Below are 23,639 nucleotides of genomic sequence, written 5' to 3'. Positions count from 1 at the left end.
AAACAGCTAAAGCCAGATTTCCACCGGAAAAAACGACTAAATCCACCCCACCCCACACCTGAGCACGATGCACCCACCGGGTTGTACGTCTCTCCCAACTAACAGAGCATTACATATCACTTTTCATAGGGTCGTTAGACATCAGAGTCACATGGAAAAAATTTACCTCCGCTCACCGGCAGCAAAACAAATGTTCGTACAACATCTGCGCCTGCTCACACTGGCGATGAGTGCTGCACTATTGCTTTGTTCTTTTATTGCTGGTTTTGAGGTGCACAAACAAATCCGCAGCGAAATGCTACTGAAGACCGTGGTCCTCGCCAACAATTTATCTGATCAGTTGGTTGCAGGTGATTTACGAGGCATGCAAAGTCTGGTGTTAAATACAGAAAGCGATACAGATGTCATCGCCATCACACTCTACGACCGCCGAGGACATGCTCTACTTGGCTCCAATGCCAGTGCTTTAATTAACGTTGAAAGCATGCCGGATATCGTTTTAGAGAAAACCTCGGAAGTCCATTTCTCCGCCTTAAGCGTGGTAATTAGCACACCGATTATTGACGCCGCAGGCGTACACGGTCAGTTGGTCGTGCAAAGTAAAACATCCGCCATGTATCGACGGATTTTTCAGTTATTTATTTGTGACTTGGCTGGTTTTGCTTTCATCGCCGTCATCACTGCTTACGTGCTAACCAAACATCAGCTCAAATTATTGCAACCCGCGTTGCAGCTGGCTGATATGGCAGAAAAGGTCGCTACGACGGGTGATTTCAGCTCGCGTTCTGCGGTAAATTCCGATCAGGATTTTGGACACCTACACCGACATTTTAATTTGATGCTAGCGCGTATTGAGGCGTGGGAAGAGGATGTTCATAGCGAAGCCCACGAACGACGCGAAGCAGAAAATCGCCTGAATATTTTAGAGAATCACGATAGTTTAACGAAGCTTCCTAACCGACATTACTTCCATCGTTTGTTGACCAATAATCTGGAAGATGCCATTGCCAATCAGGAAATGATGGCGCTGATGTTTATTGATCTTGATCATTTTAAAAACATCAGCCAAGTCTATGGCTACGATGTCTGCGATCAAATCCTGGCAATTATGGCGCAGCGTTTATCTGAAGTATTACGCAATACGGATACTTTATGCCGAGTGGATGCTGATGAATTTGCCGCCGTTCTACCTGATGTCGATAATCTCGATACAGTCAAAAATCTCGCGGCAAGGTTGGTTCAGGCAATGCAAAAACCATTAACACTAGAAGGCAAACGTTTGGTTGTCACCGGAAGTATTGGCATTGCTTGCTGCCCTTTACATGCGGTCGATCAACGTTTATTTTTGCACTTAGCTGATCTTGCACTTAAGGCAGCTAAAAATGCAGGTAGGAATACTTGGTCTTTGTATGATCCGAACGGGATGAGTCAAGTTGATCACATCCTCTGAACCATTCACCATTCACCATTCACCATTCACCATTCACCATTCACCATTCACCATTCACCATTAAGCATCCACCAAACACCGACTGCCGCTTACCTTTTACCATTAACTAAACCATCGTGTATGTCAGCGGAGCACGATTGCTCTGCTGACAAATGAGGGTTATCTTTTAGTATCTTAGTACTTCAGATTCAAACGGCGATACAACAATCCGAGAACAAATAATGGCCCGATCAATAAGTAGCGCAAATCGTCAAAAAACGATGGTTTTTTGCCCTCAATTTTGTGTCCGATGAACTGCCCTATCCAGGCAACGACGAAGATCAGCAAAGAAATTTTCCAGATACCTGCAGGTGGTAACTGCTGCAATATCAAGAGCATCACCGCCGACATCAGCAACATGCCTATGGCAAAACGCACAGATAGAGAAAAATAATAAAGCAGACTCGTCATGACGGCAGCACAAGCTGCTAAGGGATGCGCCGACCAGATCATTCCCAGGAAAGAAAACACGATCGCTGGCACACAAATACAATGAATTATTTCATTCACTGGATGTAAATGACTTTCCGCATATTTACCCAACAAAATGTCGATGTGGCGACGCCTTAACTGCGCGTCCGTCCCGTCGACCATCCGACTTTCAGATACTTTCATTGTTGTCTCCTGTCACAGTTTTTTCTGTGTAATTTTAATATCAGGCTACCGTGCTTTTTAGCATCGGCGCACCATGATACTGCGGAAACAGGAGAAATTGCACGAATTGCGGCTTTAGCGTAACAGCATTGCGATTTGCAGTGCAGCATTCTCGGTCGGCAATTGCTTGAATCCAGTCTTTGCAAAACGCATCCACCGCCCCAATACAAAACTGCTCAGCAATGAAGCACGAACGCCAGCCTCAGTCTCAGGTAAATGGCCTTGAGTTGCAGCTAAACGTAAAGATTGCCGAAATGCCATTTCAATACGATCAGCCAATTGATTCATACGCACTTGCAATCGTTCATCCTCGTTCACCAGAACATCGCCGATCAATACTCTGGTCATGCCCGGATTTCGTTCAGAAAAGTTAAGTAGCATCAGGATAATGGCCTGTGTTTGTGCAAGTCCATCTTCCTGTTGGGTGCTGATCTGATTAATCAGACCAAAAATCGAGGCCTCGATAAACTCAATCAAGCCTTCGAACATTTGTGCCTTGCTGGCGAAATGACGATACAGCGCTGCCTCGGACACCTCAACTCTGGCGGCTAGTGCGGCCGTCGTTATTTTTTCCCCTTTCGGGTTTTCGAGCATGCTTGCCAGCGTCTGTAATATCTGTAATTTGCGCTCGCCAGGTTTGGTACTTGCCATTTTTCTTTGTTCTGAGTAACGAAAAAATTTGATGAGGTGACAAATCAAACTCCAACACCAAACGGCGCGGATGTTACATTGTCACGGTCTGCGACTCCGCAATCATTGCGGGCTTCAGATTCTATGTGAAACCGGCTATGAATGTGAAGCGATAAAAAGAATATTCTGTCAGAAATTAGACTTGACTAAAGCTTACATGTTATCAGCTTAATGCAAAATGCCCGTTTTATGGTAAAAACCCGCGTCGGCGTCTCGATAAACTACCCACTGACTTAGCACTGATATCAACACAAGCCGCAGGGCGGTTACGTAAATGTGCGGGCGTATAAGCGTTGACCAACACGGTCCGCAAGCCGACTTTTTTCGCGGCACGTAAATTATCCAGACTGTCTTCGACCAAAACACAATTTTGGGCCAACCAACCATGCGTCGCTAACAATTTCCGCAAAAAAGATGCCGAAGGTTTCGGTTGCAAATTGCCATGGACATGCATTTCTTCGACGGAAATATGACCGTCAAAATATTTATGTAGCTTCAAATGGCGCATCACACGCTGTGAATAGTCACGCGGGGCATTGGTAAACAATACTTTCTTACCCGGCAATTGACGCAATAAACGAAGCAACCCACGTTGAGCCCTGATCATTGTCTGCAAATCATCAAAGTCATGCGCCGCCTGCAAAAAATCATCTGCTTTGACGCCATGATGTCGAACCATCCCTACCATGGTGATGCCATATCGTTGATAATAATCCTGGCGTACCGCATTGACGGTTACCTCATCAGCTGGGGTGATCCCATCACCTAACACCTTCGCAATGTACGCATTCATATTCCGGTTAATCGCCGGAAAAATGGCGTGCGACGCATTATGCAGCGTGTTGTCAAGATCAAACAGCCAGACCAATGAAGACCGCTGTGTAAGTGCGTTCTTCATCAGATTTTTCCAACATGGACAATATGCTTCACGTCAGGGCAAACGTGAAGCCATAGATAGGTCGGCAACAAATTAATGACTACGAATCATGGTACCGAACGCTTGTTCAGTTAACACTTCGAGCAACAAAGAATGTTCAATACGACCGTCGATAATATGCACCGTATTCACGCCTGATTTTGCAGCATCGAGAGCCGAAGAAATTTTTGGCAACATACCACCAGAAATCGTGCCATCAGCGAACATTTCATCAATTTCACGCGCGGACAAATCGGTGACTAATTTACCTTGCTTATCCAATACGCCTGGAATATTGGTCATCATAATCAGCTTTTCAGCTTTCAGAATCTCTGCAATTTTGCCAGCAACCAGATCCGCGTTGATGTTATAAGCCTGACCATCGTCACCAAAACCAATCGGCGAAATAATAGGAATGAAAGCATCATCTTGCAAAGCCTTGACGACAGCCGGGTTGATCGCATCGATCTCACCGACGTAGCCAATATCTAACATTTCGCCCGGATTTTCACGATCCGGCATCATCATTTTGCGGGCGCGAATCAAGCCGCCATCTTTGCCCGTCAAACCTACTGCCTGACCGCCATAATGATTAATTAACATCACGATATCTTGCTGTACTTCGCCACCAAGCACCCATTCAACCACTTCCATAGTTTCTTCATCGGTAATGCGCATACCTTGAATAAAGGTCCCCTGTTTTCCCATTTTCTTGAGCGCATTGTCGATTTGTGGACCACCACCATGCACGACGACGGGGTTCATGCCAACTAATTTCAACAAAATAACGTCACGGGCAAAACCATGTTTCAGGCGCTCTTCGGTCATTGCGTTACCACCGTATTTGACCACGATGGTTTTACCGTGGAATTTACGGATATAAGGCAGCGCTTCTGCCAGAATCTCCGCTTTAATGACGGGTTCGACACCGGCTAATTTATCAACTGGCACTTCTGCTTTTGCGTTCAAATCGCTCATAATGACGGTATCCTGAAAGTATCATGAAGGGTTTATTCGTTAGCCCCGAATTTTACAGGATAATACCGGTTTTACCTGTGCCAATTCATTATTGAATTTATGACCAACCTTATCGACTTGCATCAACAGCTTGAAAGCATGCGACCGTTACTGCTACGTTTTGCTTTTTTGCAATTACGCAACGAAAACGCAGCAGAGGATGCTGTGCAGGAAGCTTTACTCGCTGTACTGGAAAAACCGGATAGTTTTGCCGGCCAATCTAGTTTGCGTACCTATGTGACCGGTATCCTGAAATTCAAAATAATTGATCATTTGCGCAGTTTAAAGCGGGAAGTTGCACTTGATACCGCCGACGATGAATCAGAAGCTGATCTGATTGACAATTTATTTAAGGCAAATGGCCATACGGTCAGTATGCCGAATGCCTGGGGCGAGCCTGAATCGAGCTTGCAACAAAAGGATTTTTTCCGTGTGTTAGAGATCTGCCTTGAAAATTTACCTGAAAAAACAGCAAGAGTTTTTATGATGCGTGAGTGGTTGGAACTTGATACTGAAGAAATTTGTAAGGAATTGAGTCTGACTACGTCTAATCTTTGGGTGGTCTTATATCGTGCGCGTTTAAGACTGCGCGAATGCTTAGACCTCAATTGGTTTGGCAATCACTAATACAGGTAACCAATATATGCGATTTTTCTTATACTCTTGCAAACAAGCTCATCGGATCGTCTCCGAAGGGCTAGACCGGCCATTGTCGGTCAGCGAACGCGCCCGTTTAAAACTGCACCTGTCGATTTGTGATGCCTGTACCAATTTTAATGGTCAAATGCATCTATTACGTAAAGCCATGCACACTTTATCCAAGGACGTGGATCCGGGCAGTATTTCAACACCAAAAAATAAACAACGATGAGTGTTTGTCAACGTTGTCAACAAGACTTTACTTGTGCGGTCGCAGACAAAACCAATCAGCCGTGTTGGTGTATGGTTTTACCTGCTATCGACGCGCCCACTTTACCTAAAGCCGACATCGATCCCAACGCCACTTGTCTTTGTCCACACTGCCTGCCGCTCTGGAAATCTGAGGTAATCGCGGCCAAAAGCAAACTATAAAGAATTCAGTTACCATAGGCATTCCGGTATAGGCCTTTCCGATAGGAATTATGCATGTCTAACGATACGTCCATCGCTTACCAAGCGGTCAACATCCCTACCTCTCAACGCATACGGGAACGCCTGCTTGCGAGCAAAACGCGGTTTCACGCGAATGATAATATTGCCAAGTTCATTGAGCCTGGTGAACTTGCAGAGCTGCAAGCAGAAGTCGAAGAAAAATTACGCGCAGTGCTGAAAAGCCTGGTGATTGACACCGACAGCGATCACAACACCCAGGATACCGGGCGGCGTGTCGCTAAAATGTTCATCAATGAAGTGTTCCACGGCCGTTACGTACCAATGCCATCGGTCACCGAGTTTCCCAATGCATCGCATTTAAATGAGTTGATGATCATTGGCCCCATCACGGTCCGAAGTGCATGCTCACATCACCTTTGCCCTATTATGGGTAAGGTATGGATAGGTGTCATGCCGAACGAACATTCGAATTTGATCGGTTTATCAAAATACGCGAGGATTGCTGAATGGATCATGAGCCGACCACAAATTCAGGAAGAAGCAGTCGTGCAACTCGCCGATGCCCTGCAAGAGAAAATGCAACCAGATGGTTTGGCGGTGGTCATGGAAGCAGATCACTTCTGTATGCATTGGCGCGGCGTGAAAGATACTGAAGCCAAAATGATCAATAGCGTGATGCATGGTTCTTTCTTGAAAGACCCCAATCTGCGCCGTGAATTTTTATCGTTAATCAAGCGCTGATTATCGATAAATTGTCGATAAATAAACACCAAATAAGCACCAAATAAACGTTAATCCAGACAGGGAATCCTATGTTAGTTCGTTTGTTGTATGCCAGTCGTGCCATTGATACAAATATTTGCGATACGGTGCAATCGATCATGCAGACTTCTCGTTCGCATAATCCACAGAACGGTATTACTGGCGTTTTATGCCATACCGACACCGTGTTTATGCAAGTTCTGGAAGGTGGACGCGATGCCGTCAATCAGTTGTATAGCCATATTTTAAAAGATAGCCGTCATCATGATGTGATCTTGCTTGATTATGAAGAAATCACTGAGCGTCGCTACGGAGGCTGGACGATGGGACAAGTCAACATGAGTAAACTCAATCCATCGATGTTGCTCAAATATTCACCATTGCCGATTCTCAACCCACACGATATGCCAGGGAAAATGTTACTGGCGTTGATCGACGAGTTAATGGCGACTGCCTCTATTATTGGCAGATCCTGATATCTGGCATAGTAAAACAAAAAAACCGATGAAAATTCATCGGTTTTTTTGAATCAATTTGCTAAAACTCAATTGCCAGATTCACTTTTTTCTGACTTGGCAGGCTGCACCAGCATCGCCTTTAATTCTTCTTCGGTAATGTACTCAAACACTTTCACAACTTTGCGTACCCCACTGACACTACTCGCGACGTCCGCCGCACGGTCACCTTCACGCTGGGTAACCCGGCCCATCAAATAAACCACACTGCCTTCAGTGATGACCTTATAAGAATTGGCATACAGATCTTTAGTATCAACAAACGATGCTTTGACTTTCGTCGTGATCAAGGCATCGTTCGAACGTGCGGAGAAATTGGAATTACCTGAAATTTGGATCTCATTAATCACCGACACGACACCTTCGACAGCTTTCAGTTCATTCTCAGCTTTGTCCTTCGTTTGCTGATCAGCGACTTCGCCAGTTAACAAAACATGGCGGTTATAGGAGTTCACATTAACATGCGCCGTATCGCTCAATGCTTTTGAAAGACGTATTTCTCCTTTGACTGCAATGGATTTATCTTCGGTTTGGGCGCCAAAGGTACGACGGTCAGCAGTGGCGAACGTGCCTACGACAGCACTACCTACCATGAGTTCTACACAACCTTGCAAGCTCATCAGGACAGCACAACAGGCGCCTGTTAATAACAAAGACCGCGAGAGCTTACCAAAACGTTGTTTAATCATCAGCTTCACCTCCAAAGAGCGCGGTATCAATACCGTCGCAAATACAGTGTATGGTTAGCAAATGCACTTCCTGAATACGTGCCGTTTTATCGTGCGGAACGCAAATATGCACATCTGTGTCACCTAATAAATTTTTGATTGCACCGCCACCTTTGCCAGTCAGGGCAACCACGCGCATGTCCCGCTCTAATGCCGCGTTGATTGCATTGACTACGCCAGGCGAGTTACCTGAGGTGGAAATAGCTAACAAAATATCGCCCGACTGACCAAACGCCTGTACTTGCTTCGAAAATACTTCCTGAAAACTATAATCGTTAGCAATCGCAGTCATAATAGAACTATCAGTCGTCAATGCCATGGCGGGTAAAGGCAGGCGTTCACGCTCAAAGCGCCCAACTAATTCTGCGGCAAAATGTTGGCAATCTGCAGCCGAGCCGCCATTCCCGCACGCGAGAATTTTGTTACCGTTAGACAGCGCCTGGAACATAAGTTCCACTGCCTCAGAAATAGGCAGCGCCAATTCATCAGCGGCCTGGATTTTTAATTCGGCACTTTCGTGGAAGTGCGCCAAGATACGTTGGTTTGTCATAGTGTGTCAGATTATACGATAGGCGCTAGGCAACAATTACGTTTTGTAACCAGTGAATTGTACCTGCTTCGATGGCAATCACGTCAAATCGACACGCTGGCTGTTGTTTCAATTGCAGTAAAAAGACTTGTGCCGCATGCTGCATCTTTCTTTGTTTAGCTGGCGTAATGCTCGACACGGCACCGCCAAATTGCATCGAAGCACGTACTCTGACCTCGACAAAGACCAGACTTCTACCATCACGCATGATGAGATCGAGCTCGCCCCCCTTGCACAAAAAATTTCTTTGTATCAGAGTCAACCCTGCTTTTTCGAGATAACGTAATGCCAACAATTCCCCCTCGTCACCCCGACGACGTCGACCCGTTCGCAGGTCTTTAGATTGATCGGCTACAGTACTTTCTTGAACGGCTTCACGTCTCATTGTCGTACAATCTGGTTTTGATTAATTTGAATGGCCGGGTATGAGCACTACCGAATCAACACTGTTTTCCAGCCCCACCATCATTGATGCTGTTGTCCGGCAACATTATCCCGTTGGCACATTATATGTAGTCGCTACACCCATTGGGAATGTCGCTGATATTTCCTTACGGGCGTTACATTTGCTTTCAATTGTCGACGCCATTGCTTGTGAAGATACGCGTAATACAGCACAACTATTGAGTCGCTACGGTATCCATAAGCCATTGATCGCCGCACATCAGCATAATGAACGTGAAGTCGCAGAAAAAATCCTGCACCGCTTACAAGCCGGTGAACGCATCGCTCTCGTATCCGATGCAGGCACACCCGGCGTCTCTGACCCGGGCGCAAAAATCGTTGACGTTTTAAAACTTGCCGGTGTGCCCGTAACACCCTTGCCAGGTGCATCTGCGGCGATTAGCGCTTTGTCAGCCAGCGGTTTGTTAGCTGATCGCTTTTACTTCGTCGGATTTTTGCCTGCCAAAGCCGGACAACGCGAAACCGTTTTACGCGACTTACTGAATACACCAGCCAGTTTGATATTTTATGAAGCACCACACCGGATTATTGACACGGTCCAAGCGATGCTGGACGTGTTTGGCGGCACACATCAGGTCGTGCTGGCCCGAGAAGTCAGTAAATTATTTGAAGAAATTCACCGCTGCCCTTTACACGACGCCCCTGCCTGGCTGGCTGCTGATGCTCATAGAGAAAAAGGCGAATATGTTATTTTGCTCGATGCCAGTCAACAGGCTGAAGGTGAAAATGATTTAGAAGCGCGCCGGGTATTGGGAATTTTGCTGGAAGAGTGTTCCGTCAAACAGGCCGCCAATCTGGCCGCCCAATTAACGGGTTTGAAGAAAAACGCTTTATACCAACTTGCGCTGACGTTGAAGCAAAGCGAGGCTGAATAAGCTTCGATACGCAGAAACAACTGGGCTTAACGTTGTACGACCAGCGGACGCCCAACACCTAAGTCACCCGCTTGTGCCAACGCTGACATCGCTTCTGAACGACTCTGAAAAGGGCCGCTGACCAAGCGATAGAGGCTACCTTGCTGAACTATATCGAAACCGGGTAAGCGATTTTCTGCGTGATTTTTTAAATGAATGAGAATGTTTTCGGCATTAGAACGGATCGCATAAGCGCCGAATTGCAAATAATATGCCGCATTTGTCGCATTTGTTGCATTTGTCGCATTCCCTGTTGTTGGGGTGCCTGATGCAGCGACCGTTGCCTTATCCGTGTCTTTTGGAAGAGGTGTTACGGTGAGCGAATCTGACGCAATCAGTGGTAATGTCGTGACGGGTGCGGCTGTCTGCAGTCCATTTTGTTTTGCCTTCTGTGAAGCCATGAGATCGTCGATCGTGATGGTATCACCTTGTGCGGATAATTTTGACGAACTCGATTTAACAGAGGGAATCGCCGCCTGAACAACTTGCGGCGCTGGCACCAACGCTACGGGTTGGTTATGCGTTGTATCGCTCGCTGCGGCCATGCGTGTATTGGTGTTTGTTTGATTTTTCCGATTTTCTGCCATGCGCTCAATATCTGCAGGCAACAAGCGTTCAACCTCGATCTGACTGCTGCCCTTGCCCAACAAATCCAGCTTTAACGCACCTGTGTACGACAAATCAATAATCCGATTTGAATGAAAAGGGCCCCGATCATTGATGCGGACGATAATCTGTTTGCCGTTGCTCAGGTTAGTGACTCTGGCGTAAGAAGGAATCGGTAAGGTAGGATGGGCGGCGGTGATCTTATACATGTCATACAACTCGCCTGAGGAAGTCTTCTGACCGTGGAATTTTTTGCCGTACCAACTGCCGATACCGCGTTGAATAAATGGCGTCGAATTATCAACTAAAGGGGTATAGGTTTTTCCAAAAACGGCGTAAGGTTTATTTGCAGACCGAGAAAAGTCTTCGATTACCGGAATCGGGTCAACCGTATTTTCCAAACCCGGTGGCGGATTATCACCTGGCCCGTCATCTTTATAATAGCCACCTTTACCTGACCCGGCCTTGGGCAAGGTCGGTGATGGATTGACTGGAATGGACGCTGGCCGTGCCGACTCTGCAATGATTATGGGTTGTTTTGGTGCGGTACCGCATGCGACCAGTAACATCGCCGGCGCCGCTAACAGACAACATCGTTGTAACTGCGTTGTTGAAAAAAGTTTTTTCATGTCTGCACCAACTTACGATTGCGTTGCACACTCATCATGATGCCAGCACCCATACCCAGAGTGACGAGCGCAGTACCGCCATAACTCAAAAATGGTAATGGCACACCCACCACTGGCAAAATCCCGCTGACCATTCCCATGTTAACAAATGCATAAGTGAAGAAGATCATGGTAACCGAACCCGCCATCAGCCGAGCAAACAAAGTCGGCGCGTTTGCAGCGATCATCAGGCAACGTAGTATCAATAAAAAATACAAACTAACCAATACCAGATTACCAATAAAGCCAAATTCTTCTGAAAAAACCGCAAAAATAAAATCTGTTGTGCGTTCAGGAATAAACTCCAGATGCGCCTGGGTACCTTTCAACCATCCCTTGCCATGTAAGCCGCCTGAACCCACTGCAATAGTCGACTGAATAATGTGAAAGCCTTTACCTAAAGGATCACGGGTGGGATCGAGCATTGTCAACACGCGATCTCGTTGATAATCATGCAACATATAAGGCCAAACGACAGTCGGCGTCACAATGGCAACGAAAGTAATCAAGGAAATCAAAATTTTCCACGACAATCCCGCCAGAAAAATGACCGCAAACCCAGCGGCAACCACCAGCAACGCTGTCCCCAAGTCCGGTTGCTTAGCGATCAAGCCGGTCGGAATTAACAGAATGACGGTAGCGACGATGAAGTCTTTCAAGCGCAATGCCCCTTCGCGTTTTTGAAAATACCACGCCAACATGAGCGGCGTGGCGATTTTCATAATCTCGGAGGGTTGTATCGGGGTGCCCACATTGAGCCAACGACGTGCGCCCTTTTTCACCATGCCAAAAGCGGCTACAGCAAGTAACAAGGCGACGCCAAAACTGTAGATTGGAATCGCAAAACGCATCAAAGTCTGTGGCGGGATATTAGCAAAAATCCACATGATGACGAATGACACCAGAATATTGCGCAATTGATCCTCAACCCGTCCCGGAAAATCAATCCCCGCCGAGTACAAGGTCACAATACCGATCGACATGATCAAAAACAATAAAATGGCCAGGGGCGCATCAAACACCATAATGTGCGAACGCATCGAATGCCAGTTAAAGCGTGAATGTTGCATCATCAATCCCTTATCTCTTGCGTGCCCGGATCTGTGTTGCCATCGGCTTGCGTTGCCGATGTCGCTGCCGTTGCTGCATCCGCTTTGATGCCAGACAATTTATCCTTGTCGGAAGGACGTTTGCCTAACAAATAGTAATCGAGTGCTTTGCGTGCAATAGGTGCTGCAAATTCGGCACCAAAACCAGCATTTTCAACGACCATTGCCAACGCGATGCGTGGCTTGTCCGCAGGTGCAAAGGCAATGTATAAGGCGTTGTCTCGTTGACGTTCCGCGGTATTTTTAGCATTATATTTTTCGCCTTTTTTAATACCCACTACTTGCGCTGTACCAGTTTTACCGCCAGAGATGTATTCGGCATCATGAAATTTTGCATAACCCGTACCACCAGCGACCGTCGTCACGCCGACCATCGCATTTTTGATGATATCGATATTTTCCTGTTTCAATGGAATACGAAAACTTTCCTTTGGCACAGTCAGTGTCTTTTGATGGGATTTGGGATCTTCGGTCATTTTCACCAGATGTGGCTTCATGACAATACCATTGTTAGCCAATGTGGCCATCGCATGGGCCATCTGCAATGGGGTAAAACTGTTATAGCCCTGACCAATTCCCAGCGAAATGGTTTCGCCGGCATACCATTTCTGTTGTACTGCTTTTTTGTAGGCTGTACGCTTCCATTCAGTCGACGGTAATAAGCCCATTTTTTCATGTTCCAGATCGATCCCTGTCTTCTGACCGAAACCAAAAGGTTTCATAAAGTCATGAATCGTATCGACCCCAAGATCATTGGCCAGCATGTAATAGTAGGTATCGCAAGACACCACAATAGAACGGAACATATCAACCACACCATGACCGCCCGGTTTATCGTCATTAAAACGATGGCCGCCAAACATAAAGAAGCCCGTATCTGAAACGGACTGTGAAGGTGTACGTTTGCCTAACTCAAGTGCTGCGAGCGCCATATATGGCTTGTATGTTGATCCAGGCGGATAAGTACCGGACAAAGGCCGGTTTAACAAAGGCCGATCTTCAGACGTGTTTAATTCTGTCCAGCTTTGTTGATCAATACCTTCGACAAACAAATTGGGGTCGTACGTTGGCTTGGATACAAAAGCAAGCACGTCACCGGTTTCAGGCTCAATCGCAACCAGCGCCCCACGACGGTCACCAAATGCTTCTTCGATCACTTTTTGTAATTCGATATCGATCGAAAGAATCAAATTCTGACCTGAGGTGGGTGGCGTACGCGACAAGGTACGAACTGCCCTGCCATTGGCAGAGACTTCAACGCGCTCAAAGCCAGTCGTGCCGTGCAACGCGGTTTCATAGCTTTTTTCAAGTCCTTCTTTGCCGATATAGTCAGTGCCGTTGTAATTGGCGCTATCTTCCATATCATCAATCAAATCGGCGTCATTCGGACTGATGCGGCCGATATAGCCGATCACATGTGACGCACTATCTCCCTGCGGATATTGACGGAATAAACGCGCCTGAATATCAACACCAGGAAACCGGAAGCGTTGCGCGGTAAAACGAGCCACCTCTTCATCCGTCAATCGAGTACGAATAGGCAGACTCTCAAAATTTTTGGATTCATCCAATAATTTCTTAAAACGCTTGCGATGTTTAGGTTGAATATCAACTAAGGCCGACAAGTCATCGATCAGCCTATCCATATCCTCGGTGATTTTTGACGGTGTGATTTCCAAGGTGTAAGCAGAATAATTTTGCGCCAGAATCACGCCGTTTCTGTCCAGAATCAATCCACGATTCGGTACAACCGGAACGATATCAATACGATTTTCATCCGCGAGCAAGACATAGTCGTCATGCTTGATGATCTGTAACCACACAAAGCGCGTAATCAATGCCGCAAAACAGGCGAACACGAATATGCCGATAAAAATCAGCCGCATACGGAAAAAATAGAGTTCGCGTTCCGTGTTCTTTAGTTCGTTCATGATGTTGAGTTTGCTTACAGCTGCGGCTAAAAATGAGCAGTTAGGTCAGATTGGACGAGTATCGTCTTTATTGATCGCACGACGTTGAGGTGCCAGCAATATCAACGTCGCCACTGGCCAGAGCGCCGTCGTCACGACACTTTCTGAAAAATATAACCACCCAGGGAAATGCGCATCAGGTGCAACGATGAGGCGCACCACAATTTGCAAACATTGGACAAATAAAAATAGTGGAAACACATACAAAGACTGCGTCAAAGGATGGAACCACAATACACGCCGGTGTATCGTAATCGCAAAATAAGTGAGCAAGGTGTAGGCCAAGGCATTTTCACCTAAATGAATCGCGTCATGCACATCCATCAACAAACCCATTGCAAACGCTACGCCAATCCCTACCTTACGCGGCTGATGGATGCTCCAAAATACCAATACCAATGCAACAAAATCAGGCACCGCAATAAAACCGCCCCACGGCAAAAAATTCAACAAAAAAGCAAGTGCCAAACTAAATGCAATAAAGATTGGATTAACGGGCAACAAAATGTAATGTGGTTGCGTCATTTCCCGGTTTCCTTCATAGCTGGCTTGAATATAGATGGTTTTGCAGTATCAGCTTTTGCAGGTTCAAGTGTTGCAGTGCTCGCTTTGACCGCCTCAACTTTGGGTGCTACCGGGCTAACAGCTTCTTTACTCGCACTCTGGGCGATGGACTGTTGGTCGACTGGCTTCACATCAGTTGGTGGCGGCGCGGTATCGCGGGTCACCTTACGGTTAATTTTTTCTTTCTTTGCTCTGACATCTTCCGTATCAGGTGGCGGCAAATTATTCGTCGACACCTGCAAGATCAGCAGTTGCTTATTGCGATCAATACCAGCCGTCGGCACACATAAAATATTTTCTAAGGTAGTGACCGCCTTACTCTCAACCTGTACTACTTTTGCAACAGAAAGACCTGGCGGGTAAATTCCATCGATACCCGATGTGACGAGTTGATCACCATTCTGAATATCAGCATTTGAGGTCAGACGCATGTCCAAGTACGTTGATTGGCCGCGACCGTAAGCGACACTGCGCAAGCCATTACGCAAAATTTGCACTGGAATCGCCTGATTTTTATCGGTAAGAAGTGTCACTTCCGACGTCAGCGGAAACACGCGCGTCACTTGCCCGACCACACCCTGATCATCGATCACCGGCTGCCCCAGACCCACGCCATCTTTAATGCCACGGTCTACGATCACTTTGCGAGTGGACGGATCACGGGCATCGTAAATAATTTCTGCGAGTACAGATTTGACCGGCAAGCGTTCACGCGCATCCAGCAATTTGCGTAAATGGTTATTTTCGGATTGCAGTTGTGCGGTCTGCTGCAAAATATCGGCATTCGCAGTACGTTGTCGCTTTAAATTTGCATTCTCTTTATCTAAATCATTCACAGTGACAAAATAATGCGACATATTTTTGGCGGTCATACTAGGAATGACGGCGACCATTTGCACAGGATAAAGGACCGTTCCCAATACCTGGCGAACCAAGGTCAAGGATTTCAGGCGGGAATCAACGATCAGCAAAAAGATCGCCAGAATCGTAAAGAAAATCGCTCTGGCACGCGCCGATGCGCCTTGCTTAAAGAGTGGTGGCGGACTGTAATCCATACAATATCAATCATCAGTAACAGGTTTGCCTATCCGCATCGCGGCATCGAATCAGGCCGCAAGCGTTCCAAAAGCAAAAAGCCGACAGATTAGCAGCCGGCTCTACATCAATTCTAAGAGACTATCAGGTAAGCGAAATCCAGTAAGAGCACCATCACATCTACCCTCAACTTTCTATCATCTTTTTATCGTCCGATGGTTTTCTGCTATCACGCCTTCGCAACTGCAGAGCACTCAACAAAACGATACCGGCGCTTTACCCAGCCCTACCGGTATCCTTTTGCAGCCGTCTATAATCACTCGTAAGAGAAGATCGAACCGAGCTTGTCCATGCGTTCCAAGGCCATACCAGAACCACGCACCACACACGTCAATGGATCTTCTGCAACGATGACTGGCAAACCTGTTTCTTCCATCAGCAAACGATCCAGATCGCGTAACAAGGCGCCGCCACCGGTCAACATCATGCCTTTTTCGGCAATATCTGCGCCCAGTTCTGGTGGTGTCTGTTCCAACGCATTTTTGACAGCAGAAACAATATTGTTCAGCGGATCAGTCAATGCTTCCAGAATTTCATTGCTGGAAATAGTGAATGAACGTGGGATGCCTTCTGACAAATTGCGGCCTTTGACTTCCATTTCTTTCACTTCCGATCCTGGGAACGCAGAACCGATGGCTTTTTTAATCGCTTCGGCAGTTTGCTCGCCGATTAACATTCCGTAGTTACGGCGAATGTAATTGACGATTGCTTCATCGAATTTATCGCCACCAACACGGACGGAGCCTTTGTAGACCATGCCGCCGAGCGAAATAATACCGACTTCAGTAGTACCACCACCAATATCAACGACCATTGACCCTGTTGCATCAGACACTGGCAATCCAGCGCCGATGGCCGCGGCCATTGGCTCTTCAATCAAATACACCTGTGATGCGCCTGCACCCAGCGCCGATTCACGGATCGCACGGCGCTCAACCTGTGTTGAACCACAAGGAACGCAAATGATGATGCGCGGGGATGGCTTAAAGAATTTTGTGTCGTGAACCATGCGGATGAACTGCTTGAGCATTTGCTCTGTCACCGTAAAATCGGCGATCACGCCGTCTTTCATCGGGCGAATTGCCTCGATATTGCCAGGAACTTTGCCCAGCATTTGTTTTGCTTCTTTACCAACGGCCTGAATCGTTTTTTTACCGTTAGGTCCGCCTTCTTGACGGATCGCCACAACGGACGGTTCGTCAAGGACAATGCCCTGACTACGGACGTAGATCAATGTATTTGCGGTACCGAGATCGATCGCGAGATCGTTTGAAAAATAACTGCGTAAGAAACCAAACATGTGTTGTCCTGTATTTTAACGATTGTTGCGTGCAGCGCCCGGCTGATCAATGAGATCACCGGGGTCAGCTGCACCACGAAATTTTTACCCTGTCTGCAATGAGCGCAACGCTGTGCTAAACCACGGATGAGACTAAGTTAAGGGATTTAGTAAGCCATTAGGGCATTAACCCGCCATTCTACCTTATAATCTTCTTAAATTTACTCGATACCAACACCTAAAAATGCAGTATTGAGTTTTATAAAAATTTACATGGAATTAACACAAATTTGCGGCAATAAATTGCCAATAAAGCATCAATAGATATTTATTGGACAGAGCTACAATACCACTTGCACTCTCACCGGATAGCGCCGATGATTTGTAATAATTCCAAAGTTTTTATTTGACAATTCTCTGGACTACATTGCGCTTTAAGCGCCCATAAATCATGTCACTGACACTCAACGATGTAACACGAATTGCCAATTTGGCAAAATTAAATATTTCTCCCGCGCAAGCAGACTCCACGCTGGACAAGTTGAATGGCATTTTTGCGTTAGCCGAACAACTCCAAGCGGTCGATACTTCGGGCGTCGCGCCTTTGAGCCACCCGATTGCGGCGTTATTGCCAGAATTGGCGCTGCGTCTGCGCGAGGATGTGGTTACTGAGACGAACCACCGTGAAGAATACCAACAATGTGCACCGGCCACGCAAGACGGCCTCTATCTGGTGCCTAAGGTGATTGAATAAGATTTTCGGAATAGACAAATGCACACTAAAACCCTTGCCCAATTATCTGCCCTGTTGCACAGCAAACAGGTTTCCGCGACCGAACTCGCCCAACATTTTTTAACGCGTATTGCAGCGAGTGATTTGAACGCGTTTTTGCACGTTGATCCTGCTCTGACCCTGCAACAAGCAGCGGCAGCGGATGCGATGCTGGCTAGCGGCACTGCGACCGCGTTAACTGGCATTCCTATTGCCCATAAAGATATTTTCGTCACTCGTGGTTTGCGCTCTACCGCGGGCTCACATATGCTGGAAAACTACGTCAGCCCTTTCGACGCGACTGTCGTTGAAAAATTGGCGCAAGCAGGTATGGTAACGCTCGGCAAACTCAATTGCGACGAGTTTGCAATGGGTTCTTCGAATGAAAATTCTTATTTTGGCCCGGTTAAAAACCCATGGGATAAAACGGCTGTCCCTGGCGGTTCATCAGGTGGTTCAGCAGCGGCAATCGCAGCCCGCCTGACACCAGCAACCACGGGTACCGATACTGGTGGTTCTATCCGTCAACCTGCTGCTTTTTGCGGCGTGACAGGCATCAAACCAACCTACGGTAGTGTGTCACGTTATGGCATGATCGCGTTTGCGTCGTCACTCGATCAAGGTGGTCCGATTGCCCAGACCGCCGAAGATTGCGGCATGTTATTAAACGCTATTGTTGGCTTCGATGAAAAAGATTCGACCTCGGTAGAGCGCAAAGCCGAAGACTTCAATCGCGATTTGAACAAATCGCTGCAAGGCTTACGCATCGGCGTTCCAAAGGAATTTTTCAGCGAAGGCCTTGCGCCTGACGTCGAACAAGCAGTGCGTGCAGCACTTGCTGAATACGTCAAACTGGGCGCGACCTTGGTCGATATCACGCTGCCAAAAACGGCCTTATCGATTCCGGTTTATTACGTCATTGCACCCGCTGAAGCCTCTTCCAATCTAAGTCGTTTTGACGGCGTTCGTTATGGCCATCGTGCGGCGGATTACAAAGATCTCAATGACATGTATCGCCAATCGCGTACCGTAGGTTTTGGGGATGAAGTAAAACGCCGGATTCTGGTGGGTGCGTATGTGTTATCGCATGGTTACTACGATGCGTATTACCTGCAAGCGCAAAAAATCCGTCGTTTAATTGCACAAGATTTTGCGGCAGCATTTGAACAATGCGACGTCATCATGGGGCCGGTAGCACCGACCGTCGCCTGGGACTTGGGCGCGCAATCGGACGATCCGGTTGCCAACTATCTGGCTGATATTTTTACCTTATCCACTAGTTTGGCTGGCTTGCCCGGTATGTCGATTCCTTGTGGTTTTGGCCAAGGCGAGAAAAATGGAAAACGTCCCGTGGGCTTGCAATTAATCGGTAATTATTTCGATGAAGCACGTTTACTGAACGTTGCTCATCAATACCAACAAGTCACTGACTGGCATCAACGTTCACCTGTATGAAAATGCGCCTCTTTAAGCTCAGTGTAGCGTTCGCCTTGCTGTTCAGCGCAGTCAGCACCGTCACGTTGGCGCAAGAGCCAGCAATAGATTTGCAGTTGCAATGTACGCAGACCAAGCTTGAAGATGGCGATGGCGAACGCCTCATTTTTGCCGATCAGGCGCATATAAAATTGCGCGGCAGCACGATCGATGATTTCCAGTGGGAATCATCCTTATTCCGCAGTGATCATGGTCACGAATGTAGCATCGATAAAGCGGATCAATTAAACGCTGAAGTTACAGAAAAAGGCTGGCGCATCAGCTTAAAAGATGCCGTCACCACCCGGACTCAGCGTGGCTATGATTTTGATCGCGGTTACCAATGCAGCATTCGGGTGGAGCGTGATGGCGACGAGGTTCATATTAAACCAAGCTGCCCGGCCTTATGCGGTTCAAGAATGAATTTCACGGAGCTCAAAGTCAACGTCAACAATGGCAAATGTGAGTATCAGGACTGAGAATAAGTGAAGCAGATTAATACCGATTAATACAATTAATTAATACAAATATTAATACAAATATTAATACAAAAATTAATACAAAAATTAATACAAAAATTAATACAGATTAAGATTAGATACGAAGGAACAACTATGCAATGGGAAGTGGTTATCGGCTTTGAGACGCATGTACAGCTCAAAACCAATTCAAAAATTTTTAGCGGCTCATCAATTCAATTTGGCGCAGAGCCAAATACGCAAGCGAGTCCGGTGGATCTGGCTTTGCCTGGCGTATTGCCAGTGATGAACAAAGCAGCCGTAGAAAAAGCAATCCAGTTTGGCCTCGCTGTTGGAGCGACGATTGCGCCAGAATCGATTTTTGCGCGTAAAAATTATTTCTACCCAGATCTACCAAAAGGCTATCAGATCAGCCAATTTGAAATTCCTGTCGTTCAAGGTGGTTATGTCGCTTGCGTGGTTGAAAAAGACGGCAAATCAGAAGTCAAAAATATTCAATTGACGCGCGCTCATCTGGAAGAAGACGCTGGTAAATCGCTGCACGAAGATTATCAAGGCATGACCGGTATTGATTTGAATCGTGCCGGTACACCATTGTTAGAAATCGTCACTGAACCCGTCATGCGTAGCGCCGCCGAAGCAGTGGCTTATGCCAAAGCCTTGCATTCATTAGTAATGTGGCTCGATATCTGTGACGGCAATATGCAAGAAGGTTCGTTCCGTTGCGATGCCAACGTTTCTGTGCGTCCAGTGGGTCAAAAAGAATTCGGCACCCGTGCCGAAATTAAAAACCTGAACTCGTTCCGCTTTTTAGAAGAAGCAATCAATCACGAAGTCCGTCGCCAGATCGAACTGATCGAAGATGGTGGCACCGTGGTGCAAGAAACACGCCTGTATGATCCGGACAAAAAAGAAACCCGCTCCATGCGTAGCAAAGAAGATTCGCAGGACTATCGCTACTTCCCTGACCCAGATTTGCCACCGCTCAAAGTCAGTGCTGAATGGGTAGAAAAAGTCCGCAGCACGATGCCAGAATTGCCAGGTGCGATGCGTCGCCGTTTTGTGGAACAATTTGGTTTGCCTGAATACGATGCAACTGTCCTTACGCAATCGAAAGGTATCGCTACTTATTTCGAAGCGGTCGTCAATGCGGCAGGTGTAGCACAAGCCAAACCAGCCGCCAACATGATGATGGGCGACGTCGCCTCTACCCTGAATCGTGAAGGCATAGAGATTAGCGCCATACCTGTTAGCGCAGCGCAATTAGCTGTATTGTTGCAGCGAATTGCTGACGGTACGATTTCCAACAAGATCGCCAAAGAAGTCTTTGCAGCGATGTGGCAAGCTCCTTCTGCCGATGTGAATCTGGCGGATCAAGTGATTGAATCCAAGGGCTTGAAACAAATTTCCGATGTTGGCGCACTTGAAAAGATCATCGACGAAGTGATGGCTGCGAATCAACAATCCGTTGATGAATATCGCGCTGGCAAAGAGAAAGCGTTTAACTCCTTAGTCGGACAAGCCATGAAAGCGACGAAAGGCAAAGGCAATCCAGCGCAAGTCAACGAGCTACTGAAAAAGAAATTAGCGGGCTGATACCAGCTTTGCATAGATAGCTGAAATAGCTGAATAAGAAAGAACATTATGAGCAATTTAAGACAAGAATTCATCGAATTTTCCGTCAAAGCCGGGGTGATCCGGTTTGGTGATTTTGTCACTAAAGCGGGCCGTAACTCGCCGTATTTCTTTAACGCTGGCTTGTTTAATGACGGCGCAAATTTGGGAAAACTGGCGGCTTTTTACGCCGATACGCTGATCAATTCCGGCGTTGAATTCGATATGTTATTTGGCCCTGCATACAAAGGTATTACACTCGCATCTGCAACAGCTGTGGCGTTGGCCGCACGTGGTCGCAATGTGCCATTTGCGTACAATCGCAAAGAAGCGAAAGACCACGGCGAAGGTGGCACCATTGTTGGCGCGGAGCTCAAAGGCAAAGTGGTGATCATTGATGACGTCATTTCTGCAGGTACGTCGGTACGTGAATCAGTAGAAATGATCCGCGCTGCCGGTGCCACACCGTGCGCTGTATTAATCGCCTTAGATCGCATGGAACGCTCCGGCAAAGATGGCGCATTATCTGCACATTCTGCCGTCCAGGAAGTCAGCAACACCTATGACATGCCGGTGGTATCGATTGGTAATTTGAATGATTTATTCGAATACCTGTCTGCGGCTGGGGCAGATGCGCAGTTGACGCAGTACAAAGACGCCGTCGCAGCATATCGCGATCGCTACGGCGCAGTCTGAGTGCATCGACGATCCACTCTAGGCAAAGTTGTAGAAGCATTGCGCTCAAAAGGAAACTGCTCTTCATCGGTTCATCGATTCATCAATTCATCCGGTGATCAGTTTCTTTTGGTTTCTTGACCTGACATTTTAAATTCGCTATGACAAAAATTGTTTCTGCCAATTTGAACGGAATCCGTTCTGCTGCAAAAAAAGGCTTTTTTGAGTGGATGAAAAAAGAAGACCCTGACTTCGTTTGTGTGCAAGAATTAAAGGCACAAGCAGAAGATATGACGGAAGACTTTTTATCACCGCATGGCTTTCATGGCCATTTCCATTACGCAGAAAAAAAAGGCTATTCCGGCGCAGGTGTGTACAGCAAGCAAAAACCGGATGCCGTACATATCGGTTTTGGCAGCGCAGAATTCGATCCGGAAGGTCGTTATGTACGCTGCGATTTTGGTGACTTATCGGTGATCTCCGTATATTGCCCATCAGGTTCTTCATCACCGGAAAGACAAGAAGCCAAATTCCGTTTTATGGAGGAATTCTTCCCGCATCTGGCAAGCTTAATTGCTGAAGGTCGGGAATTGGTCATCTGTGGCGACTGGAATATTGCGCACAAAGAAATTGATTTGAAAAACTGGAAAAGTAATCAGAAAAATTCCGGTTTCTTGCCAGAAGAACGCGCATGGTTGACACGCTTATTTGATGAACAAGGTTGGGTCGACGTCTATCGCCACCTGCATCCGGAGACAACCGCAGAAGCCTACACGTGGTGGAGTAATCGGGGACAGGCTTGGGCGAATAATGTTGGGTGGCGCATTGACTATCACGTCGCCACGCCAGGTATAGGACGTAAGGCGAAGTCGGCAGCAATTTATAAAGAAGAACGTTTTTCTGATCACTCACCTTTAATCATCACTTACGCGTAAAGGCTTATGATTTTATGGGCGGGAGCAACCTCGCCGCACTTAGATCTTCGGTCTTATCAAGTGTGACGGGTTGCACCCATCCTAAGATTTAGTCGCCATATCCACCGCAATATCGCTTTTGACTTTCACCGCTTTATACAAAGTAAACCAAAGCAAAGCAAAGCAAAGCAAAGCAAAGCAAACCAAAGTAATTTGTCCTTCACGGAAAATGGATCAAAAAGTATCTTTGTTTGAGCGTAGCGAGTTGAGATACTTTCCCGTTTTACGTGACGAACACATTGTGCCAACAAAATAATGGTACCCACAGGGCAAAGTCGCAGCGTCGCCTTTTTGAGCTCACCTTTTCTGGTAACGCAACAAAGGTAAGTGGCTGCCGGGCCACGCCCGGCTTAGCTCTCCAAAGAGCGATCGTTTTAAATAGTAGAAATGACGCAAATATGACACGCGAGTTCAACTATGAAGTGCAACTGAAGATAAATGGTTAAAGGTGGGAAGATGCAGTAGCATCCGGCCTTCCAGACCTCCAAGTCAAAGTTGCCCGAAATGACATACACACATCTTACCCAAGA

General features: G+C 46.9%; 26 protein-coding genes. 13 read left to right on the top strand and 13 right to left on the bottom strand.

Annotated elements, in window-relative coordinates:
* Nucleotides 1-151: 151 nt before the first annotated feature.
* Nucleotides 152-1,450, top strand: coding sequence for a diguanylate cyclase domain-containing protein (locus ACO0K1_RS09895; protein WP_423025183.1), 1,299 nt, complete (start codon nucleotides 152-154; stop codon nucleotides 1,448-1,450).
* 174 nt (nucleotides 1,451-1,624) lie between these two features.
* On the opposite strand, the gene ACO0K1_RS09890 is transcribed toward ACO0K1_RS09895, so the two are convergent.
* The 4 genes from ACO0K1_RS09890 to argB form a co-directional block, all read right to left on the bottom strand.
* Complete coding sequence (locus ACO0K1_RS09890; protein WP_423025181.1) at nucleotides 1,625-2,104, bottom strand: DUF962 domain-containing protein; 480 nt, start codon at nucleotides 2,102-2,104, stop codon at nucleotides 1,625-1,627.
* A 114-nt stretch (nucleotides 2,105-2,218) separates the two neighbouring features.
* Nucleotides 2,219-2,794: a nucleoid occlusion factor SlmA gene (gene slmA / locus ACO0K1_RS09885; RefSeq protein WP_423025179.1), complete on the bottom strand. Its 576-nt coding sequence runs from the start codon at nucleotides 2,792-2,794 to the stop codon at nucleotides 2,219-2,221.
* Nucleotides 2,795-3,020: 226 nt separating this feature from the next.
* Nucleotides 3,021-3,731 carry a pyrimidine 5'-nucleotidase gene (locus ACO0K1_RS09880; RefSeq protein WP_423025177.1) on the bottom strand — a complete coding sequence of 237 codons (711 nt, stop codon included), beginning with the start codon at nucleotides 3,729-3,731 and terminating at the stop codon, nucleotides 3,021-3,023.
* 72 nt (nucleotides 3,732-3,803) lie between these two features.
* Nucleotides 3,804-4,727 (bottom strand): acetylglutamate kinase, encoded by a 924-nt coding sequence (gene argB / locus ACO0K1_RS09875; protein ID WP_423025175.1) that lies wholly within the window; start codon nucleotides 4,725-4,727, stop codon nucleotides 3,804-3,806.
* Between the two features lie 99 nt (nucleotides 4,728-4,826).
* On the opposite strand from argB, the gene ACO0K1_RS09870 reads away from it, so the two are divergent.
* The 5 genes from ACO0K1_RS09870 to ACO0K1_RS09850 all read left to right on the top strand — a co-directional run bounded on the left by ACO0K1_RS09870 (nucleotide 4,827) and on the right by ACO0K1_RS09850 (nucleotide 7,096).
* The gene (locus ACO0K1_RS09870) at nucleotides 4,827-5,393 is read left to right on the top strand and encodes a sigma-70 family RNA polymerase sigma factor (RefSeq protein ID WP_423025173.1); all 567 of its coding nucleotides are present in this window, start codon (nucleotides 4,827-4,829) and stop codon (nucleotides 5,391-5,393) included.
* Between the two features lie 16 nt (nucleotides 5,394-5,409).
* Nucleotides 5,410-5,637, top strand: coding sequence for a zf-HC2 domain-containing protein (locus ACO0K1_RS09865; protein ID WP_423025171.1), 228 nt, complete (start codon nucleotides 5,410-5,412; stop codon nucleotides 5,635-5,637).
* Nucleotides 5,634-5,837 (top strand): cysteine-rich CWC family protein, encoded by a 204-nt coding sequence (locus ACO0K1_RS09860; RefSeq protein ID WP_423025169.1) that lies wholly within the window; start codon nucleotides 5,634-5,636, stop codon nucleotides 5,835-5,837. Before ACO0K1_RS09865 ends, ACO0K1_RS09860 begins: the two co-directional genes overlap by 4 nt.
* Nucleotides 5,838-5,891: 54 nt before the next feature.
* A complete protein-coding gene (gene folE, locus ACO0K1_RS09855) occupies nucleotides 5,892-6,599 on the top strand; it encodes a GTP cyclohydrolase I (RefSeq protein ID WP_423025167.1) in 708 nt (235 codons plus the stop codon).
* A gap of 71 nt (nucleotides 6,600-6,670) precedes the next feature.
* Nucleotides 6,671-7,096, top strand: a complete 426-nt coding sequence (locus ACO0K1_RS09850; protein ID WP_423025165.1) for a BLUF domain-containing protein — start codon at nucleotides 6,671-6,673, stop codon at nucleotides 7,094-7,096.
* 68 nt (nucleotides 7,097-7,164) lie between these two features.
* Here ACO0K1_RS09850 and ACO0K1_RS09845 read toward each other — a convergent pair whose 3' ends face one another.
* Genes ACO0K1_RS09845 through ACO0K1_RS09835 form a run of 3 tightly spaced genes read right to left on the bottom strand, consistent with a single transcriptional unit; the run spans nucleotide 7,165 to nucleotide 8,837 of the window.
* Nucleotides 7,165-7,824 carry a BON domain-containing protein gene (locus ACO0K1_RS09845; RefSeq protein ID WP_423025163.1) on the bottom strand — a complete coding sequence of 220 codons (660 nt, stop codon included), beginning with the start codon at nucleotides 7,822-7,824 and terminating at the stop codon, nucleotides 7,165-7,167.
* A complete protein-coding gene (locus ACO0K1_RS09840) occupies nucleotides 7,817-8,413 on the bottom strand; it encodes a phosphoheptose isomerase (RefSeq protein WP_423025161.1) in 597 nt (198 codons plus the stop codon). The genes ACO0K1_RS09845 and ACO0K1_RS09840 overlap by 8 nt, the downstream gene beginning before the upstream one ends.
* Before the next feature lie 25 nt (nucleotides 8,414-8,438).
* The gene (locus ACO0K1_RS09835) at nucleotides 8,439-8,837 is read right to left on the bottom strand and encodes a YraN family protein (RefSeq protein ID WP_423025159.1); all 399 of its coding nucleotides are present in this window, start codon (nucleotides 8,835-8,837) and stop codon (nucleotides 8,439-8,441) included.
* 40 nt (nucleotides 8,838-8,877) lie between these two features.
* Here ACO0K1_RS09835 and rsmI point away from each other — a divergent pair, with 40 nt between their 5' ends.
* Nucleotides 8,878-9,792, top strand: a complete 915-nt coding sequence (rsmI, locus tag ACO0K1_RS09830; protein WP_423025157.1) for a 16S rRNA (cytidine(1402)-2'-O)-methyltransferase — start codon at nucleotides 8,878-8,880, stop codon at nucleotides 9,790-9,792.
* Between the two features lie 26 nt (nucleotides 9,793-9,818).
* Here rsmI and ACO0K1_RS09825 read toward each other — a convergent pair whose 3' ends face one another.
* The 6 genes from ACO0K1_RS09825 to ACO0K1_RS09800 form a co-directional block, all read right to left on the bottom strand.
* Nucleotides 9,819-11,066 (bottom strand): septal ring lytic transglycosylase RlpA family protein, encoded by a 1,248-nt coding sequence (locus ACO0K1_RS09825; protein WP_423025155.1) that lies wholly within the window; start codon nucleotides 11,064-11,066, stop codon nucleotides 9,819-9,821.
* Entirely contained in the window at nucleotides 11,063-12,178 is a 1,116-nt protein-coding gene (gene rodA, locus ACO0K1_RS09820) for a rod shape-determining protein RodA (RefSeq protein WP_423025153.1), read from the bottom strand. The genes ACO0K1_RS09825 and rodA overlap by 4 nt, the downstream gene beginning before the upstream one ends.
* Nucleotides 12,178-14,145 carry a penicillin-binding protein 2 gene (gene mrdA / locus ACO0K1_RS09815; protein ID WP_423025151.1) on the bottom strand — a complete coding sequence of 656 codons (1,968 nt, stop codon included), beginning with the start codon at nucleotides 14,143-14,145 and terminating at the stop codon, nucleotides 12,178-12,180. Before mrdA ends, rodA begins: the two co-directional genes overlap by 1 nt.
* 45 nt (nucleotides 14,146-14,190) lie before the next feature.
* Complete coding sequence (mreD, locus tag ACO0K1_RS09810; protein ID WP_423025149.1) at nucleotides 14,191-14,709, bottom strand: rod shape-determining protein MreD; 519 nt, start codon at nucleotides 14,707-14,709, stop codon at nucleotides 14,191-14,193.
* Nucleotides 14,706-15,803, bottom strand: a complete 1,098-nt coding sequence (gene mreC / locus ACO0K1_RS09805) for a rod shape-determining protein MreC (RefSeq protein WP_423025147.1) — start codon at nucleotides 15,801-15,803, stop codon at nucleotides 14,706-14,708. The genes mreD and mreC overlap by 4 nt, the downstream gene beginning before the upstream one ends.
* Before the next feature lie 296 nt (nucleotides 15,804-16,099).
* Complete coding sequence (locus ACO0K1_RS09800) at nucleotides 16,100-17,143, bottom strand: rod shape-determining protein (protein ID WP_176801730.1); 1,044 nt, start codon at nucleotides 17,141-17,143, stop codon at nucleotides 16,100-16,102.
* Nucleotides 17,144-17,573: 430 nt separating this feature from the next.
* On the opposite strand from ACO0K1_RS09800, the gene gatC reads away from it, so the two are divergent.
* The 6 genes from gatC (at nucleotide 17,574) to ACO0K1_RS09770 (ending at nucleotide 23,070) form a co-directional block, all read left to right on the top strand.
* Nucleotides 17,574-17,876 carry an Asp-tRNA(Asn)/Glu-tRNA(Gln) amidotransferase subunit GatC gene (gene gatC, locus ACO0K1_RS09795; protein ID WP_423025145.1) on the top strand — a complete coding sequence of 101 codons (303 nt, stop codon included), beginning with the start codon at nucleotides 17,574-17,576 and terminating at the stop codon, nucleotides 17,874-17,876.
* A gap of 18 nt (nucleotides 17,877-17,894) precedes the next feature.
* Nucleotides 17,895-19,349, top strand: a complete 1,455-nt coding sequence (gene gatA / locus ACO0K1_RS09790) for an Asp-tRNA(Asn)/Glu-tRNA(Gln) amidotransferase subunit GatA (protein ID WP_423025143.1) — start codon at nucleotides 17,895-17,897, stop codon at nucleotides 19,347-19,349.
* A complete protein-coding gene (locus tag ACO0K1_RS09785; RefSeq protein ID WP_423025141.1) occupies nucleotides 19,346-19,846 on the top strand; it encodes a hypothetical protein in 501 nt (166 codons plus the stop codon). Before gatA ends, ACO0K1_RS09785 begins: the two co-directional genes overlap by 4 nt.
* A gap of 114 nt (nucleotides 19,847-19,960) precedes the next feature.
* Nucleotides 19,961-21,442 (top strand): Asp-tRNA(Asn)/Glu-tRNA(Gln) amidotransferase subunit GatB, encoded by a 1,482-nt coding sequence (gene gatB, locus ACO0K1_RS09780; protein ID WP_423025317.1) that lies wholly within the window; start codon nucleotides 19,961-19,963, stop codon nucleotides 21,440-21,442.
* 48 nt (nucleotides 21,443-21,490) lie between these two features.
* Nucleotides 21,491-22,156, top strand: a complete 666-nt coding sequence (pyrE, locus tag ACO0K1_RS09775; RefSeq protein ID WP_423025139.1) for an orotate phosphoribosyltransferase — start codon at nucleotides 21,491-21,493, stop codon at nucleotides 22,154-22,156.
* A gap of 140 nt (nucleotides 22,157-22,296) precedes the next feature.
* A complete protein-coding gene (locus tag ACO0K1_RS09770; RefSeq protein ID WP_423025137.1) occupies nucleotides 22,297-23,070 on the top strand; it encodes an exodeoxyribonuclease III in 774 nt (257 codons plus the stop codon).
* The last annotated feature ends 569 nt before the right edge of the window (nucleotides 23,071-23,639 follow it).

The sequence above is a fragment of the Undibacterium sp. SXout20W genome, from assembly GCF_049340285.1.
Taxonomy (GTDB): domain Bacteria; phylum Pseudomonadota; class Gammaproteobacteria; order Burkholderiales; family Burkholderiaceae_D; genus Undibacterium.
Note: the sequence above shows the minus strand (reverse complement) of the source record. Positions and strands in the feature narration are given on the sequence as shown.